General features: G+C 55.8%; 14 protein-coding genes. 11 read left to right on the forward strand and 3 right to left on the reverse strand.

Features of this window, described 5'->3' with window-relative positions:
• The first annotated feature begins 85 nt into the window (after nt 1-85).
• Together M5C98_RS24795 and M5C98_RS10970 are read left to right on the forward strand one after the other, a co-directional pair.
• Entirely contained in the window at nt 86-688 is a 603-nt protein-coding gene (locus M5C98_RS24795) for a TetR family transcriptional regulator (protein ID WP_442867262.1), read from the forward strand.
• A 111-nt stretch (nt 689-799) separates the two neighbouring features.
• Entirely contained in the window at nt 800-2,881 is a 2,082-nt protein-coding gene (locus M5C98_RS10970; RefSeq protein WP_272552738.1) for a DUF4238 domain-containing protein, read from the forward strand.
• A gap of 112 nt (nt 2,882-2,993) precedes the next feature.
• Here the strand turns inward: M5C98_RS10970 and M5C98_RS10975 are convergent, their stop codons facing one another.
• Nucleotides 2,994-3,152, reverse strand: a complete 159-nt coding sequence (locus tag M5C98_RS10975; RefSeq protein ID WP_272552739.1) for a hypothetical protein — start codon at nt 3,150-3,152, stop codon at nt 2,994-2,996.
• A 183-nt stretch (nt 3,153-3,335) separates the two neighbouring features.
• On the opposite strand from M5C98_RS10975, the gene M5C98_RS10980 reads away from it, so the two are divergent.
• From M5C98_RS10980 to M5C98_RS11000, 5 genes are all read left to right on the forward strand, one after another.
• Entirely contained in the window at nt 3,336-3,848 is a 513-nt protein-coding gene (locus tag M5C98_RS10980; protein WP_272552741.1) for a TetR/AcrR family transcriptional regulator, read from the forward strand.
• A gap of 291 nt (nt 3,849-4,139) precedes the next feature.
• Nucleotides 4,140-4,931: a MipA/OmpV family protein gene (locus tag M5C98_RS10985; protein ID WP_272552734.1), complete on the forward strand. Its 792-nt coding sequence runs from the start codon at nt 4,140-4,142 to the stop codon at nt 4,929-4,931.
• Between the two features lie 55 nt (nt 4,932-4,986).
• Nucleotides 4,987-5,958, forward strand: a complete 972-nt coding sequence (locus M5C98_RS10990) for an aspartyl/asparaginyl beta-hydroxylase domain-containing protein (protein ID WP_272552742.1) — start codon at nt 4,987-4,989, stop codon at nt 5,956-5,958.
• Nucleotides 5,959-6,004: 46 nt separating this feature from the next.
• Entirely contained in the window at nt 6,005-6,718 is a 714-nt protein-coding gene (locus M5C98_RS10995) for a response regulator transcription factor (protein WP_272552743.1), read from the forward strand.
• Entirely contained in the window at nt 6,715-8,100 is a 1,386-nt protein-coding gene (locus M5C98_RS11000) for a sensor histidine kinase (RefSeq protein WP_272552745.1), read from the forward strand. The genes M5C98_RS10995 and M5C98_RS11000 overlap by 4 nt, the downstream gene beginning before the upstream one ends.
• Nucleotides 8,101-8,801: 701 nt before the next feature.
• Here M5C98_RS11000 and M5C98_RS11005 read toward each other — a convergent pair.
• Nucleotides 8,802-9,530: a nitroreductase family protein gene (locus M5C98_RS11005; RefSeq protein WP_272552746.1), complete on the reverse strand. Its 729-nt coding sequence runs from the start codon at nt 9,528-9,530 to the stop codon at nt 8,802-8,804.
• An 88-nt stretch (nt 9,531-9,618) separates the two neighbouring features.
• A complete protein-coding gene (locus M5C98_RS11010) occupies nt 9,619-11,112 on the reverse strand; it encodes an FAD-dependent oxidoreductase (RefSeq protein WP_272552747.1) in 1,494 nt (497 codons plus the stop codon).
• A 52-nt stretch (nt 11,113-11,164) separates the two neighbouring features.
• Between M5C98_RS11010 and M5C98_RS11015 the strand changes: the two genes are divergently transcribed.
• The 4 genes from M5C98_RS11015 (at nt 11,165) to M5C98_RS11025 (ending at nt 16,908) form a co-directional block, all read left to right on the forward strand.
• Nucleotides 11,165-11,662: a MarR family winged helix-turn-helix transcriptional regulator gene (locus M5C98_RS11015; protein WP_272552748.1), complete on the forward strand. Its 498-nt coding sequence runs from the start codon at nt 11,165-11,167 to the stop codon at nt 11,660-11,662.
• Nucleotides 11,663-12,587: 925 nt separating this feature from the next.
• The gene (locus M5C98_RS24800; RefSeq protein ID WP_442867281.1) at nt 12,588-13,013 is read left to right on the forward strand and encodes a phosphatase PAP2 family protein; all 426 of its coding nucleotides are present in this window, start codon (nt 12,588-12,590) and stop codon (nt 13,011-13,013) included.
• A 967-nt stretch (nt 13,014-13,980) separates the two neighbouring features.
• Nucleotides 13,981-14,385 carry a hypothetical protein gene (locus M5C98_RS11020; RefSeq protein WP_272552750.1) on the forward strand — a complete coding sequence of 135 codons (405 nt, stop codon included), beginning with the start codon at nt 13,981-13,983 and terminating at the stop codon, nt 14,383-14,385.
• A gap of 420 nt (nt 14,386-14,805) precedes the next feature.
• Nucleotides 14,806-16,908: a hypothetical protein gene (locus M5C98_RS11025; protein WP_272552751.1), complete on the forward strand. Its 2,103-nt coding sequence runs from the start codon at nt 14,806-14,808 to the stop codon at nt 16,906-16,908.
• The last annotated feature ends 213 nt before the right edge of the window (nt 16,909-17,121 follow it).

Consider the following 17,121-nt stretch of genomic DNA (forward strand, 5'->3'; position numbering starts at 1 on the left):
TAGGGCGCCTGCCCACATAGTGCCGAGCGTTGAATTGACTTCACGCTTGGCGCTACTCACGAGTAAAACGGAGTAGTTGATCGCCATGTCTCGTAAAGCCACCCCTGAGTCAAAAATTACCCAGTCTCAGATACTTGATGCTGCTGAGCAATTGTTTTTTCAAGTCGGTCCCTCCTGCTCCTTGTCAAGAATCGCGAGCGAGGCAGGAGTGACTCGAGGAGCAATCTACTGGCATTTCAGGAATCGTGATGAAGTAATGAGCGGTGTCGCGGATCGAATAGAGGTTGGATGGGAAGACGTGTTTGACGAACACAGGTCAGACCCATCTTCAAACCCTTTGGCTAATCTTCAGAAGCTGGCTGAAAATATGCTGCGCAAGATAAACGAGGAGCCACGGCTTCAGAAGATGGTCCGATGCTCTAACCGACTTGTCGCCTGCAGCCCGGACTTGTTCGCGCGTTACAAAGATCTCATGGATCGCGAGTGGTCACGGGCGGCATATATGGGCTTAGTCCGCAAAGACATGCACTCCGAGTCAGCTACGCTGGGTTTGCTGACGATGACGACTGGACTTGCCAAACACTGGGTGGACTCTCGCCACTCGTTTGAACTTCTACTTGTGGGGCGTCACTCTGTGAATGCGTATTTGTCTGGATGGCTTGATGGCATCCCAGAACGGAAGTGCTAGCTCGATCAGGGGGCATCGCTGAAGAGTGCCTGAAGATTAACGATGGTTCGCGTTAGGCAACGCTAGGCGCTTGGTGGCATTGATGGGATTATTGAGTCCATCGCAGCATTTGTGCTGGCATCCAAGGGGCGCACTTTGGCAGGTAGAAAGCAGCATTACATCCCACAGGCATTGCAAAGAGGGTTTGGCCAGGTCGTGGGAGACGCTACACGGGTGTTTGTATTCAAAAAGGGACAGCAACCCTACCGCTCTTCAACCAAGGGGGTGGCTGCTGAGCGCGATTTCTACTCGGAGCCATCAGAAGAGCCCTCGCTTGATGACAAGATCACAAGCTATGAGAATCTCATCCTGGCGCCGGCGATCGCAGCGCTTCGCGAGTCTCCGGTTGGAATGATCGATGCGAGTGCTGCCGCTGCAGTGGTAGTCCATCTGTCAATCAGGTCTGCATTTGTCAGGGGCAGCCTGTCAGCTGCCGCGACAGAGGTGCTTGGCAACTTCGCCTTCGCCTTGAGTAGCAATGAGAGTGCAAGAGTGTTACTCGAGATTGACTCCCTCGAGTCTGACTCCATGCTCTTTCAGGTCATTTGGGACGGAATCCTGGAGCGCTTCGGTTCTATTCCGGAAAGCGGGAGGACGGCCTTGGGGAAGCTGGCCCATTTCCGGGCTCGGGAGAAATTCCCTCAGATGCTTCCTGACCTGGCACAAGTGGTCCTTCAACAGTTTAGGTTGCTGCTTGATCAGATTCCGGAGCTGATTGTCAGTGGGCACAGTAGAGCGCTGGACAGAGACATGGCGCCATTAATGCGCGTCAAGCGCCTCAAAACGATGAGTTGGCGGATTGTTGCTGCTGAGCCGCCAAACCATTTCGTGCTTCCTGACTGCCTGGCAATAGGGTCAACAAAAGCGGATTTTTCGAGTATGGAGCCTTATTCGCTCCTGAACGACGAGGAATTTACCTGTGTTGTGATGCCTGTCTGCGCGAGCAAGGTGCTAGTCGGGTGTTTTGGGACTACGGAGATAGATCCTTCATTGCTCAATCGTGCGTTCGCGAAGTGCTCTTTGGACTACTTTATTAGCTTACGGGATGATCCATCAACGGCTGAAGTCGCTCAGTTCATTGGCGACTCGGTCTCGCATTTCTTGGATGATCTGGTCAAGACACGCACGTTTGATGCCCCCAAAAAAAATTGCCAGTTTGAAGTGCAACCACCAGATGTCAAGGGCAGTGCGCAAGAACCGTTGAGGACTCCCATCAGGTTCGAGCCCTCGAGCCGCAAGAGCGGTAAGGCACAAGCGGCACTTCGCCGTCTTATGAGCGCTCCTGAGCTACAAACGGGCATGCTTGTCGTCGAAACCATTGTGGTGACCGATAACGTTGCCCGTTCACTACGCGTGCGGGGGCAGGCGTTGAACGAATACACCTCGCAAAGCGTGCGACTGGGTACCTGTCATGTCAGCAGGGGAACTGACCAAGGAATATCTTGCCAGCTATTCTTGACTACGGAATCGGTCAGGAGCGTCGCCTCCGGCCACCCGGATATGCGTACAGCTGCAGCACTCATTCGCCATCAAGCAGGTCGGGCGACGTACTACGCCGCGGTTGCTTCACAGATTCCAACGGAAGTCTTGAGCCGCCAGAGGCCACTGCTAGAGGCCGCAGGCCTGCACATTGCGACCTCTTTCTCTTCTCACTATTTTGGAGGCCGTTTATCCGGTTTGGGAACCATCTCTGCTGAGGAATTCGCAGCCACTGACATTCATTGCTGCGAAGCGCTACTCAGGTGCATTCGGGAACTAGGCAGTGCACGCCTGCATTTCATCGAAAATCGAGATGCCGACGCAGCACTTGGGCACGCCTTTCTCAATGTGGAACAGTTTCTCTGTGCCGCTGCCACGGCTTGCGCCACCGTTGGCGGCAGCATGGAGCGATGGCGCACGAGCAAGAGCATCAAAGAACTCGAAGCTGTGAGCTTGGGCGATTGGTTCGAGCTGTTTGCGCTAGACCTTGGGCGCTTGTTCGAGAAGCGTGCCTCGCTGTCTACGGACAAGGAGCTGGTTCTGCTTGGCAGTCATGTCGAACGAGTTCTGTGGTCCTTTGGCGTGGTAGTGTCTTCGCCGACTCCAGAGCAGATCTGGATGGACGTGCTTGAGGATTCCCAGCTTGAAAGTACGCTAGTGATGCTGCGTTCCTGAGTGCGGTCCGGCCTCGCTCGGGCGAGCGTCGAACATGCCGGTCCAAGCGCTGGCGGGCCGCGATGTTTGGATCGTCGACAACGTCCCGAGCAATGCGCAATGTGCCTAAAAATCAACCAATCAGTCCACCCATCAGGAGCAGCTTTTTTACAAGCGCCCAGAGAAGTAAGCCTCCTCCGATGATGGCGGGCACCACCACCAAGGGGCCCGCCATGCTTTCCCAGATTCGTGGTGCTCCGTATGGTTTGACCTGTTTTTTGTCGTGTGCCATTTCAGTACCTTTGTCTTAATCGAACTTGTTGGTTCGCTTTTGGAGTTTAACATGAGTGTTGTTTAATCGAACTGGCAGGTTTTTTGAGGGGGTAAGTTGCGAGTCAAGACAGAGGCCAAACGAACCGAGCTGGTTGCAGCTGCCGTGCGTGTGTTTACTGAGCGCGGATACGACAGCACGACGATGGAAGACATACGCGTTCTTGCGCGTTGTTCTAAAGGTACGCTCTACAGCTACTTTTCTTCCAAAGAGGATTTGTTCCTTCAGGCACTTCTGACTGCGACGGACCAAGAGGCTGGTGGGCTCGTTTGGTCGCGTGAAGAGGTGCAAGAGCCGATTGACAAGTTGATTTTGCGGTTTGGCGTGTCGTTTCTGAGCACGCTGTACTCGCCGCGCTTCCAGGCTCTCAGACGGTTGGCGTTTTCGGCCTCTGATGGAGATGTCGGCCGTGCCGTATATACCCAGATCGTCAATCCATACGAGGTAAAAGTGGCGGACCTCGTTCGATCTGCGATGGATGAAGGCACCCTTCGTAGAGCGGATCCCCATGTCGCCGCGCAACATCTGTGCGGCCTTCTGGAGTCAGAGTTCTTCCTTGGATTTCTACTGCATGCGATCGACACCCCCTCACAAGAGGCATTAGAGGGCGCCGCGCATCGAGGTGTACAGGTTTTTCTCGCGGCCTATCAGGTGTGATCGACAAGCCTCGATAGTGCAGGTGCACTACCTGCTTGTTCTTTGAAGAGCGAGGTTTACTGCTCCATCTCTTGATCGTCTTTCAGCAATTTAGGGTGAGCGTTGGCTGGTTGCCAAGCCTGTAGTGATGAGCCGATTGCTGAGGTTGAGGGCACCTTCAGCGACGACATTCTTGCGACATGCCAGAAGTACGCTGCGTTTGCTCGACTCAAAGGCTGCTGAACCCTGCGGGGTTGGACCGCTTTGAAGTCGAGCACTTCCACATCGCAACCACTCAGTACTTCTGGCGCTATGAACACCACCCGCTCAGTCCTGGCCTGCCTTCTGGCACTGCCAACCCTTGCTGCCGCACAGGCACAGGATCAGTCTTCGCCAACGACCGCCCGCTGGGGCCTCGGCTTGGGCCTTGCCGTATCGGACAGCCCGTATGCAGGCGAGGGCAACAAGACCACGGCACTTCCCCTGCTGCACTATGAGGGCGAACGCTTTTACTTCCGCGGACTGACCGCTGGCGCCCATCTGATCCACAACAAATCCTTCAGCTTGGATGCCATCGCATCGCTGCGCATGGACGGCATCAAGGCCAAGGACTTTGGAACGTCGGAGCTGGCCCGCAACGGCATCAACCGCGATCTGCTGGATGACCGTGACAGCGGCCTGGACCTCGGGTTGGCTGCGTCCTGGCGCGGTGCGCAGGGCAACTTCGAGCTGACCGCCAAGGGCGATGTCACCGGTGCCAGCGAAGGGTTTGAGCTAACTGCCAAGTACGGCTACGACTTTGAAATCGGCCGTGGCCGCCTCACGCCCAGCATCAGCGTGAGCTACCTGTCCAAGGACCTGACCAACTACTACTACGGCACGCTCAAAGACGAAGTGGCCCGTGGAGTTGTGGACTACAAGCCGGGCGCTGCCACGATCCCGGCATTGGGCCTGACCTATATCCACCCAATCGGGCAGCAATGGCGGTTCATCAGTGCCGTGCAATACAAATTCCTGCCCAGCAAGATCACCGACAGCCCACTGCTGAAGTCCAACACCAAGGGTGAGAGCTCGGTCATGCTCGGGTTCTCCCGGAGCTTCTGATGCATACCGCGTTTGGAACGTTGGCGCTTGATTGTCAACCGCCAGGAGCGCTGCCGTGATTGCCACCTTGCTCATATTGTTGGCTGTAGGCTGGATAGGATCCATGGCTTACGTCTTCAACTATCGTGGCCAAGCGCGGTATGCCAGCCTTAAGCAGTACTTGCGCAAGAGCTGGCCCGTATTTGCCCTTCCAAATACCGTGCTGTATCTCTTCACGCGGCCCTGGGCGCGAGGACCTTTCGTTAAACCTGAGCGATTTTCTAACCTAGACGAATTAGCGTGTCATTGGGAGATCATCCGTGACGAGGCTCTCGCAATGCAGGCCAGAGGCGGTTTTGAAGATCCACGTACTGAAGGAACTCCGGCATCTTTTGACTTGGGTTTCCGGACCTTCTACAAGTACGGTTGGAGTCGCTATTACTTGTCGTGGTATGGATACACGTACCCTTCAGCTTCAGCTGACTGTCCCAAGACACTTGAGATTCTTTCGAGGTTTCCGGATGTCACGGCGGCAATGTTCACGGTACTTCCACCACGGTCGAGGCTTTCTCCTCATGCCGACCCGTTGGCGTGTTCTTTGCGATATCACCTCGGGCTGGAAACCCCGAATTCGACGCGGTGCTTCATTAATGTGGATGGCGTTGAGAAGTCCTGGCAGGATGGGGATGCATTTGTGTTCGATGAAACCTATCTTCACTTTGTGACGAACGACACTGATGCCCCACGATTGATCCTGATGTGCGACATCCGCAGGCCTATGTCGCTTCCTGGTCGGATTTTCAACAAGGCGTACTCCTTACTTGCGCGCACACTCCAAACACCCAACGATGCGCGCGACCAGAGAGGTCTTGTTAGTGCGCTCTTTGCCAATCTGGCGCCTGTTCTTGCCGCAGGCCGGCGCATTAGAGAGCGAAATAGGCCTCTCTACAATGTGCTCAAGTGGGCGGTGAACCTGTCTCTGCTCTGTGCTGTTTTTGGGATGGTTGCCGCAGTTGTGGCTTCTGTCCGCTGGCTGCTGCCGGCTTGATAGTCACGTTGAACGTTCAAGAATTCGCTGAGAGACACCCGATCAAGTGACCACCCGAATTTCGCACCCGATACCTTTGCAAATTCTCATCATTGAGGACAATCGAGCGCTGGCCGCAAACATCTTTGACTACCTGGAAGCTTGTGGCCACATTCCCGATGCGGCACCCGATGGCAGTTCCGGTCTCAATCTTGCAGTTCACAATCGATACGACGCAATCATTCTGGATTGGATGCTCCCAAGGATGGACGGCATGAGCGTCCTACAAAAGCTTCGTGAAGACCATGGATGTGTGACCCCCATCATCATGCTCACTGCCAAGGATCAGCTCGAGGGCAAGCTGTTAGGGTTCGAGAAGGGAGCGGATGACTATTTGGTCAAACCGATAGCTCTGCCCGAGCTGGAGATCCGATTGCGGGTCATGGTTAACCGCGCGCAGGCGAGGGCTACCACGGGACGCACATTGCGTGTAGACGATCTGGCGTTCAACCTCGACAGTCTTGAAGTTGCAAGAGGTCCCCGTCCCATCTCGCTGTCTGGCACGGCGAGGAACATATTGGAGTTGCTGATGCGCGAGTCTCCCAGAACGGTGCGCCGCGACCGCCTCGAACGCCTTATCTGGGGTGATGATCCGCCCGAGGGGGATTTGCTGCGCTCCCACATGCATCTCCTCAGACGCGCAATTGATCAGAACGGGGAGGGTAGGCTTCTCCATACGATCACGGGAACGGGATATCGCTTGGGCAAGTCATCCGAATGAAGTTCCCGTGGCAATTTCGCAGCCTTCAGTGGTTGATCAATGCCAGTCTGCTGATGTTCGGACTGATGCTGGCATTGGCGCTAGTTGTGCATGGCAAATTGAGCCAAGGGTTGATCGAACATCCCATTTGGCATCATGTTCTGCAATCGAGCACGAGAAGCGTGCTGCAGTCTTCCATGGCAGACCTCAGCGACACGCTACCGACAGAGGGGGCGATCAGAGGATGGTTGATTGGAGCGAATGGGAAGCTACCTCCAGATATGCCTGCTTTCCTAGGTACGCTTGAGCCTGGGTACTACCGGGAAGGGGATTTGGACGACCTTGCCGACTCATCGCCTTTGTCCGGGGTGACGTCAATACTTACACCACGATGGGGGCCCTTTTCTGACGGAGCTGACGCGGCCAATCGCGTGCGAAGCTATACGGCCTTGGTCACGGCCATGCCTCAAGGTAGATTGGTGGTTGCGATCGATTTGACTGAACTGGAAGACGAGCAGAACGGCAGCGTCCAGCTCAGCGTGCTGTTCTTGTTGTTCAACATGATGATGATCGGGTTGGTGATTTGGTGGCTGCATGTCAGCCTTGCACGCCCCATCAAGGATCTCGCCCGTCGGATGCGGGCGCTTGATCCCCTGAAGCCCTCTCAGCGGATTTCTGCAAGTTATCTGAAGCGAGAGCTCAATGTCATCGCAGAAGAAACAAATGCCCACCTCGAACGCGTAGAGCTTGCCATCGAGCGCGAGCGCCATCTGCTGGATCAGGCCAGCCACGAATTTCGCACCCCGTTAGCCATCATTTCTGGCGCAGCCGATGTACTGCACAAGCAGCAGTTGCCCGATCGCGCACAGCGCCCCTTGCACCGCATCGACGAAGCCGTGGAAAGCCTCACCCAAATCATGGAGGCTTTGCTGTACTTGTCGCGGGAGCCGGGGCCCGAGGAGCGCCGGCAGGTCACCATCTTGCATGGCCTCATTCCTGACCTGGTGGGGGACCATGCCTACCTCCTCGTTGGAAAACCAGTTCTTTATGTGCTCGATACTATTGAGCCTCTCACCGTTCATGCTCCAGAGTCGATGGTTTGCATTGCCGCAGGGAACCTGCTGAGAAATGCGGCTGAACACACTCATGAAGGCGAGATTCACGTATCTGTCAAGGATGGAAGACTGGTCATCCGTGATTCAGGCTCTGGGTTCGACGCGGCCCAATCGGCATACCGCTTCACTGAATCGCTGAAGCAGTCCGGACGGCGCCCGGGAGGTGCGGGGATGGGACTTTTCCTCACGCAGCGCATCTGTGAACGCTTTGGATGGCATTTAACCCTCGAGTCTTCTCTGTCCGTTGGAACCTCTGCGACGATTGATTTCACGCGCAGTTCTCCTTAGCAGGCGTGAGCTCGGTTGGACATTGGTACGACGATTGTGAGATATCTTTGTGCGGGGACATTTCCAGCGCTTGTTCCAGGAAGGTCCGGGTGAGCACTCGTCCCTGCCGGCCTGCTAACTCCGTCAGCAGTGAGAAATCGATGGGTGCAAGTTCGATTTTTACGCCCCCCTTGATCAACAAGACGCGCCTCGATGTCAATGTTGATATCAAGGAATTTCACAACGCGCCTGGCGAATCCGTCCCCGCGGCGGATGAGAGCTCGCGCGCGAAAGGAACTCTTCTAAAGTAAATGGCTTGGCCAGGTAATCATCCGCGCCCGAGTCGAGTGCGTTGACACGATCGGCGACGCTCAGAGCGTGCAGTCAGCATAATCACTGGGGTCGGGATGGACTGTTTGCACATTCAGTTCAGGAGCTCAAGTCTAGAACCATCAGGTCTGCCTATGTCCAGACCTGCCAGTGCATAGGTCTCAGCTGCCAGTAGCCTTTTTGCACATTCTGTGAGCCGGACCCATTGCGCGGATAAATTGGACGGGTTTAGCGCGTGCTGCAACGCTTTGCCGAGCTCGAGCTCATCCTGCAGCAAATGGATCTGCTGCGAGTTTGCAGGAAGGGTATTCGGCGCCTTCGTTTTGAGTCCGTACGATTCGCCCGGACGCTGAACGTGCTGTTTCTGCAAACGGCATACCAGATGCATATGGTCAGTGCGGAACGACCACGTCCATCATAGACCTGCGCCACCGCTTTTCGATTCGTGCGGTATCTGCGCGGTATCCCAATGCAATCACTAACGGCACGACCGAACCACGTGGAAGATTGAGGATGGCCGCTACCTTTGTTGCTGAGAAACCCTCCATCGGGCACGAATCGATCCCCTTTGCAGCCGCACCGAGCATCAGTGTTTGGGCGGCAAACATCGCATTACGAGCTGCCCAATGCCTGCTGCCGATAGGCCCGATCGGAAGCAGAGAGAGGGTTGGGCGAATCATTGCTGCGATGAAAAGAGCAGGGGACAAAAGCAAAGATCCTCCAATTCCAAGTATTTTTTGGAACTTGCCGATCTGCTTGCGGTGGTACTCCTTCGATTTTGGCTCCATGGAACTGTACGAATCGATATAGGCGAGTTGAGTCAGCGCTGTTTTCTTACCCAGCGCAGGGCTTGCAACTACGACAAGCAATTCGGCCGCCGTACTGGCTGCCCTTTGTCCATTGCAAGCGCGGGCGACAGCTTCCTTTGCCGATGGCGTTCGGACCCAGTGGAACTCGTAGGGTTGAAGGTTGCCGCTCGAGGGGGCGAAAGCGGCTTCCCCAACCAGGTCGTAGATATCTTCGGAAGAGATGCGCGTGGCCTGAAACTCACGAATTGCTCTGCGAGATCGATTGGCCTGCTGAAAGGCTGGCCAAAGGTCTGAATGCGCCGTGGTATTCATAGGTAGAGCTATATTTGATTTCGAGTGGAAGTGAGCACCTGGCGCGCAATATGTTCTGAGGTGAAGCAAAGCGCTGAAGCCAGGGCGATCAATTGACTCCAGCCAATGTGAGATAGGTTTCGAGTACGGCAATGAAGTGACTCGCCACAATGGCACAGACATACCCATCTGGTCGAACAAGAACCCAGTCGCCTTTGCGCACTGAATACCCCTTAAGATATTCAGCGTCATCGTCAACAAGATCGCCATACTCTCCGAACGTGTGGATGTGCAACCCCGTGCGAGGAGTGACTAGGGCGCGTTCGACTTCGTAGCCAATCAATGTCCAGTGCTCCCCCTTGAACAAGTCGAACATCCGTATGGGTTGACCAGCCGCTCCACGCACCAGTCCGTCGGGCGCGCGGTAGCCGGCCCGCAATCCGTATGCTCTTTTGGGCTCTTCGAGCGCAAGTGAAGAGTGGGGATAGCCGATATCGAGTTGACGCACTTCGCGTCCTCTTTGCATTTGGCCTTGTCCTGCCGCATCCAGGAGCTTTGTGGCGAGCCCCAGCATGGACGCAGCCACCGGGCGACGTTCTTCCTCATAAGTGTCGAGAATCTCAGGCGTCGCACCCTTGATTACTGCAGCCAGCTTCCAGCCGAGGTTGTAAGCATCCTGTACGCTTGTGTTCAACCCTTGGCCTCCTGTTGGCGGGTGGATGTGAGCGGCATCACCCACGAGAAAGACCCGCCCTTCACGGTAGCTGTCGGCGAGTCGTGCGTTCATGCTGTACGCGGACGACCAAGACACCGACTGAACAAGGATGTCATCACGTCCAGTACGAGATGCCACCATGGCTTGGAGGCCGGCGGAGGACAAATCTGTCTCTCCCTCCGACGCGATGGGGCCTTGTATCTGAAAACTGTCCGTACCGGGCAGCGGACACAGCAAGATTTGCTTAGACAAGTCACCTTCGCTGAACTTGTGCCACACGTTGCGCTGGAGTCCGGTCAGCTCAACGTCCGCTACGACAGCGCGGACACCGAGCGTCTTGCCAGGGAAGCCGATTCCGAGAGCCTGCCGGATGAAACTTCGCCCACCATCCGCGCCTATGAGCCAGCGAACACGTAGCGACTTATTTCCCTGCACACCCTTAAGACGGACGGATACTCCATCGCTGTCTTGTTCAAACCCTGCGAGTTCGCATCCAAACTCGGTGTGACCGCCCAGTTCCATCAAGCGTTCGCGTAGGACTCTTTCCGTGTGGAACTGCGGAATCATCACTGGATGCTGGTAAGGCTCGGTTGGATTGAGTGCGTGACCCTCGCGATCATCCGTGTCGGTGACACTGCCATCGGCGTTGTAGAGCCGCACTGGTGGATAGGGGCCCCCAACGGCGCAAACTTTGTCAAGGATCCCGAGGTCCTCGAAGACCTCGAGAGTACGCGGCTGGATTCCTTTTCCACGCGACCCCTGGAAGGGAGAATCCATCTTTTCGATCAGGCGGAAGGAAATTCCTCGCCGTGCGAGCTCGATCGCCATCGTCAATCCTGCGGCGCCAGAGCCGCAAATCAGCACTTCTGCCGCAAACTGTTTTTCCATTTCATACCTCTTTTGTGTGTACTATGCACATAATATGAGTCAAGAAAACACCATGTCAACAAAAACCGTGCAAAGTACACGCAAAGACGCTCAACTGCGCCAGCTCCATAGTGCGCTCCTCGAGATCGTTGGCGTTATGAATCGTCCGCAGCGTGACGAGGCCATGATTCGAGAGGCTGGCATCGGCCTTGACCGTGCGTTGTTCCCTTTGCTTGTTCTGATTGAGAAACGTGGGCCAATCGGCGTGGTCGAGCTGGGAGACCGGGTAGGGCGCGACCACACGACAGTCAGTCGGCAGGTAGCCAAGCTTGAAACCTTAGGATTGGTCGACCGTGAAGAAAGCCCAAGAGATCGCCGAGTGCGCGTTGCTGTCGTGACCGCGCGCGGCAAAGAAATGACGACGCGAATTGACGCCGCCAGGAAGCGTATGGCGCAGGCTATTTTTTCGGACTGGAATGAACACGATGTCGAGGAGCTGTCGAGGCTCATGCGTAAATTTGCCGATGCCATTGGGGATACCACTTCAGAAACGGCCGACAAGGTTCCCTGACATGGAGGAGGGCGCTGCGAACATGGCGAGATGCTGATAGGTTGCGGTCATTGCTAAAGATGCATAAATCGAGGCAAGCAGATGTTCTGTCCCGATTGAAGAATGCTCAGCGTACGACCGGTATGTCGTAGCAATGTCGTCTCAAGACCAGGTTACTGTCTCTCGCAGTCTCAAGCGCCAGGGGGCAACCGATTAGTAGATCGCAGACTGTGGATTGGTTGCGTTGTGTTCTCCGCCATGCCGCCTGGCGAAACTTGATGTGAGAACTTAACAAGTCCCGCGACAGCTATTCCCGTCTCTGTAGCAGCCAAGCGAAGCCCTCCGGATATGACCATCCGACATCACACCGGTCCTTCGTGCATGGTGTCCCGGCGATTCAGCGTAACCGACCAAGACTCTTTACGCGCCTCTTTTGCAGGCCGTAGCCGAGTTGCATTCGCAACTACTGAGTGCGCCCGTTTGCGGGAAAGTGGCAACGACATTTCTACGACATGGCCTAGGTACGCTGCGTTTGCTTGACTCAATGGCTTGCCGAACGAGCTAGGTAGTCCACCTCAAGGACCAGCGTCTCAAGCTCGTACCCACTTAGTAGTTTGACGCCATGAAATTCACGTGCTCAGCCATGCTCGGCTTCCCGCGCGGGTCAACCCACGCCGAAGCTGTCCCGAAAGATCCTAAGACAACGCTTGCCCTGGCTTGCCTGCTAGCTGTTCTTTTCCTTGCGCTTGCCACTGCGGCCGAAAACAACGGACCGCTGGACCTCTGGGAAGACCGGGTTCTGTTTGCGCTTCATGCTATGCGCAGCCCCGACTTGACTAGTGCAATGAGCGCAGTCGAGCAACTCCATGGACCGGTCCTTGCTGTATGGGTGGTAGGTGGAACTGCCCTCTGGTGCTGGCGAAGGCGATGGGACCAGTTGGTGCTGATGTACAGCATTGCGCTGGGTGGCGGCATCTTCGCTCGAGTATCCAAACAGCTGATTGAGCGTGACCGACCCGACGTAGAGCGCCTGATTGGTGCCAGCGGCTTCTCATTTCCCAGTGGACATACCGTCGGCGTGACGCTATTAGCTGCGTGGGGTATGTATGTTTTTCTCAATGCCCGGTGTTCCCGATGGGCGCGTTGGATCTGGGCTTTGTCGGGATTTCTTCTGGTTGCTGCTGTGGCGATTAGCCGTGTCTACATGGGAGTCCACTACCCGTCTGACGTAGTCGCTTCTGTGATAGCTGGTACGGCTTGGACCTGCCTTTGCGTTGCCGTGTTTACACAACTGATCCGTCAACGATCTTCACCCACACTCGGACAGGGCCAGGGCAGAGCGTCTTCCCGGCCCACTGAACTTGGGACATGAGCTTTAGCCGTAAAAGCGAGAGGTAAGGAGAGTTTAAAACCACCTCATCGCCCCCGTGACACTTCCAGTGGCGACTCGCAGTGCTGAGGAGGTGTGTTCCCAACGAGCGTGCCTCCTGGTTGCTCGTCCATTCCGTGAGGGGAAGGACCAGGGTCTCTGAGCCGTCATAATGGACCGCCACCAATCGAGAGCAACCTCCTTGATGTCCTTGGCCGAACATCTTTACGGGATCTGGCACCGTTTATAGGGGTGTACCTTGCTCGCAGAGAAGCTTGGAGCGGGAGACATGCGGGAAGGCGTCGGCAATGTCCGTGAGCAGTTCGAGCGTCAGCTCGGCCGGCCGATGAGCCAGGAGGAGTGGATCAAGCTGGAGGCTGACGCTAAGGCACGTGCTGCTGGTTTGTAGAGTACGAGAGGGTATCCATGAGCACTTATGTTGTTCCCGGCACTGAGGGCCAGATCCGCAATACCACGCTACCAAGCGGAGACATGTGCGTGGCGGCCCATCAAGCGGGCCGCTGGAACAGGTGGTCTTTGACGTGCGCCGGTGGGTCGGCGTCAACAACCCTAGCTACGGCGGCTGGATTATCCCTAGGAGCTCGGTCTACCGTGTGAATGCAGAGCTGAATAATCATGGCTGGATGATCGCGGATTGAGCTTGCGTGGCACCCCGGAGGTGCCTGGCATGGAAATGGTCATTGCTCATGCCCACTGAAGGCAAAAATTGGGTGCTCTCGCTTGAAATGTGCGCTCCGGCTGGTACTCTGGATTTCAGAGCAACGCCTACCTCAGTGTGCTGACGGATTGATGAGGGAGAACTATGAGAGAAGTGCAGGGGGCTGCGGGCAAGGTGGGCCGAGAGGCTACGCGAGGGTTGCGCCACATCACGTCGGTCTTTAATGCGTTCCGGATCGCAGAGGGCAGAGAGTTTCACAGTTCCGGGTCAGCGCAATCGTACGACGGAGGCATGAATTTCCTCGGCATATTGGGCGAGCAGCGCAACACGGCGCCGGCGGAGCGTGGTGCAGAATTGGTTTGTAGTTGGGGTGGTGATGTCAGCGACCCTTTGCATTGGGATGTGCCCTACAAGCGTACTCCAGGCACGCTTCTCGACTACAACGGTTCGGGGGATGTCTACCAGAACAATGATCCCCGGTACCTGCTTACTGTCGGATCCGCTGGGCTGATCGTCAATGAGGTAGTGGTCCATGACCAGAAAGACCTCATCGACATGGTGATGGGTGAGGCCGGAGGCCTGAAGCGTCTTTTCTATCGTCTGTTTAGCTCGCGCTTGGAAGGCAAGGCTGTGAATAGACTTCAGGAGCTCAACCGCAGATGCGCGGATGGGCAAGTCACACTCCAAATTTTCTGAGGGGGAAAAAAATGGTGCATGCTGGAGGGCCTTTTACCGCTCCGGCTTCCCAAAGGCTCAGGATGGCATGTGGCGACGCGGTGCGGGCCGCGTTCATCGCCGAGGTGCCAATGAGACCCCATCGCAGCTTCGAGGAGTGAAGTCAAGCGGAAGCCGAGGCCTTTTGCGGGCTGGGCGGCCAAGCAGTCTACGGAGACAAGTGAGCAGTTTCTGTCGTCGTGCATGTCTTGGTGCCGTCACGATTACTGGGAACAGCGAGCAAGGCGAGGAGACTGCGGACTTGCTCCGCAGAACTGCCGAGTACCTCAGGCGTCTTCCTCCTGCGGTTCCCACGATGGCGTTAATTCGCGACATCGAGCGGCATCTAGCATCGCCTACCTTCTCACGGCACACCTGCGTATGCCCTTTGCGAAAACTCGAATGCTGACGACAGCTGATCATATGCACTACATCTCGCTTGACGAATTCCGAGTTCTTGTTGCTCAGACGCCGCCGCTTGTCCCGCACAGTGGTGCGCCGTCAGAACTGTATGAGTATGCGGGCATAGATCCGGATGGCTCATTTCAGTTAAGCCGCGTGCGAGAGGTTCTTAATCGGAAGGTTCAAGATTCGTTCGCCAATGTTGGCGGGACCGCGCGCGCTCACTGTCACGCGCTCAGGACCGATCTGATTAGAGAGCATGTAATCTTAGAGCGGGCGCTGGAGCCGTATTTGGAGATCCTCAATCTCATTCACGGCGCGACCAACTTCGAGCATGTTGACGGCGAAGAGCCAAGAGCTTCTTGGGGCGACGCGGTGCAGGCCGCGCAGGACCTACTTAAGCTCAACCCACCGTCGGGTCTTGATGCCTCTCAATTTCAGCCGCGCGAATTTGTGGTCGCCTGCGCGGCGCGGGCACTGAAGGCACGCGGCTTTGAAATCGAGCTTGGCCCCGGGATTCTCAATTTGACTGATATCGGTGAGGGAGCTGCTGTCGCGAGGCTTGAGGAACTGATCGCACGACTGGGTGGACTCAACCTGCTCAGATCAATGTTCGCGTTTCTGGAAAAGAGCGCTTATTCGACAAAGCAGGAGCGATACCACCTGATCCCAAGGGTAGCCCTCCTGTCCGACACGGCCGGGAAGCGCCAGGTGCCCTGGGGGTATCTTTTCAATCTCGCAGTCAAGCACCTCCACGGGAAACGGCCTCTCGCCAATACGGCCGCCACATGGGCAGAGATTATTGAGCTATCGGCAGACATTGCAGCGGTGATGGATGTTCATCAATACAGCAACATTGTCTTCCACAACGTGTCGGCCGAAAGGCAACTATCGATTATGAGAGAGGCTGCTCTCTACGACACCATGTTCCGACTGCCTCAGCTCAGACCATCTGACGCGCTCAAGCTCTGCCACGGCCTATTGCGCTTTAGAGCATTGGACTTGCCTATGCCCGCGGGGTGGACCTTACAGCAGGCATTCGATGTCGTCGGGGCCATTCTTGACACCCACCCCGAGACCCGCGGCCCAATTATCTTTAGCCTGAAGTCGGTGCAAGGTCAGCTCGCCCACATCCCCCCAAAGCTCGTTAGTACGATTCTTGAGAGTGTCATGAGTCATTCTTCGCTGGCCGTGAATTCGAAATACTCCAGGCCCACAGATATCCCGGGACCAGCCGAGAGGGCGGATGAGGGAATAACCTTTGGTCAGCGCCCATTACTGCGTATGCCTGGGGCGCGGTTTGTTCTTGCGGATAGGTCCGTGTGCGCGCCGGCATTTCTTGAGGCGCTCCTTGCCCAACTCCGCTTGGTCGACCGTGGTTCCGATGACAAAGTTGGGTTGCAGGCAGAAGCTTTTCTGCGTGAGGAGCTGCGCATTAGAAACGTTCCCGTGCACGGCGGTGACTACGACTTTGCGCAAGAACATGGTGAATGCGACGCTGTCGTGGAGACCGACGAGCGGATCGTTTTCATAGAGCAAAAGAAGAAGCCTTTGACGAGGGTTGCAAGGGCGGGCTCTGATGTTCATTTACTGATTGACTTGGCTGGCAGCATGATGGCGGCGCAAGCCCAGGCGGGCTGGCACGAAGTCCGCATTCGCAGCGCGGGGCATCTTGATCTGGAAGGCGAAACTGGAACCTACCGACTTGAGCGCAGAGGCCGCGATATCGAACGAGTAGCTCTCGCGCTTTTGGACTACGGATCCTTTCAAAGTCGTGATTACCTGCTGCAGATGTTGCAGTCCAGCCTGTGGGTCTCATATTCTGTGCAGGACCCTGCACTAAATACTAGGCTTAATGGTCTCAACAAGGCACTGGCGGAAATTAGGCAGCAAGTGACCCATTTGGCGCTGCAAGAAGATAGGCGCAAGCAGCCCTTCTTTCACTGTTGGTTTCTGAGCTTGCCGCAGCTGCTTATTCTTCTCGACGATGTCCACGACACAACTAGCTTCTGGAAGGCGCTGCAGATGACACGACACACGTCGACAGGATCGGCAGACTTTTACTTCGACTTTGAGCGCATCCAGCAGATTCGTGGCGGGTAATCTTTGTTACTGTGACGGGCTTAATAATTCTGAGGATGCTGTCCCCTGTGAAATGGTTGTGCCAGCCAATGGTCAGTCGGGACCATTTGTAAATTTCACCAGAAGGGGCACTATTTTTATCCGAGCATAGAACAGTTTTTGAGGCTCCATTCAGGCGAGGGCATCTTATTCGCCGCTTTAGCTCCTTTGCCTATTTTTTGGATATGATTTCTT

It is taken from the genome of Acidovorax sp. NCPPB 3576 (assembly GCF_028473605.1).
Classification (GTDB): Bacteria; Pseudomonadota; Gammaproteobacteria; order Burkholderiales; family Burkholderiaceae_C; genus Paracidovorax.

Bases quoted from the DNA above. Each gene is read 5' to 3' on its own strand.
- M5C98_RS24795 (WP_442867262.1), top strand. From the start codon at position 86: ATGTCTCGTAAAGCCACCCCTGAGTCAAAAATTACCCAGTCTCAGATA.
- M5C98_RS10975 (WP_272552739.1), bottom strand. From the start codon at position 3,152: ATGGCACACGACAAAAAACAGGTCAAACCATACGGAGCACCACGAATC.
- M5C98_RS10980 (WP_272552741.1), top strand. From the start codon at position 3,336: ATGGAAGACATACGCGTTCTTGCGCGTTGTTCTAAAGGTACGCTCTAC.
- M5C98_RS10985 (WP_272552734.1), top strand. From the start codon at position 4,140: ATGAACACCACCCGCTCAGTCCTGGCCTGCCTTCTGGCACTGCCAACC.
- M5C98_RS11000 (WP_272552745.1), top strand. From the start codon at position 6,715: ATGAAGTTCCCGTGGCAATTTCGCAGCCTTCAGTGGTTGATCAATGCC.
- M5C98_RS11005 (WP_272552746.1), bottom strand. From the start codon at position 9,530: ATGAATACCACGGCGCATTCAGACCTTTGGCCAGCCTTTCAGCAGGCC.
- M5C98_RS11010 (WP_272552747.1), bottom strand. From the start codon at position 11,112: ATGGAAAAACAGTTTGCGGCAGAAGTGCTGATTTGCGGCTCTGGCGCC.
- M5C98_RS11015 (WP_272552748.1), top strand. From the start codon at position 11,165: ATGTCAACAAAAACCGTGCAAAGTACACGCAAAGACGCTCAACTGCGC.
- M5C98_RS24800 (WP_442867281.1), top strand. From the start codon at position 12,588: ATGTACAGCATTGCGCTGGGTGGCGGCATCTTCGCTCGAGTATCCAAA.
- M5C98_RS11020 (WP_272552750.1), top strand. From the start codon at position 13,981: ATGAATTTCCTCGGCATATTGGGCGAGCAGCGCAACACGGCGCCGGCG.
- M5C98_RS11025 (WP_272552751.1), top strand. From the start codon at position 14,806: ATGCTGACGACAGCTGATCATATGCACTACATCTCGCTTGACGAATTC.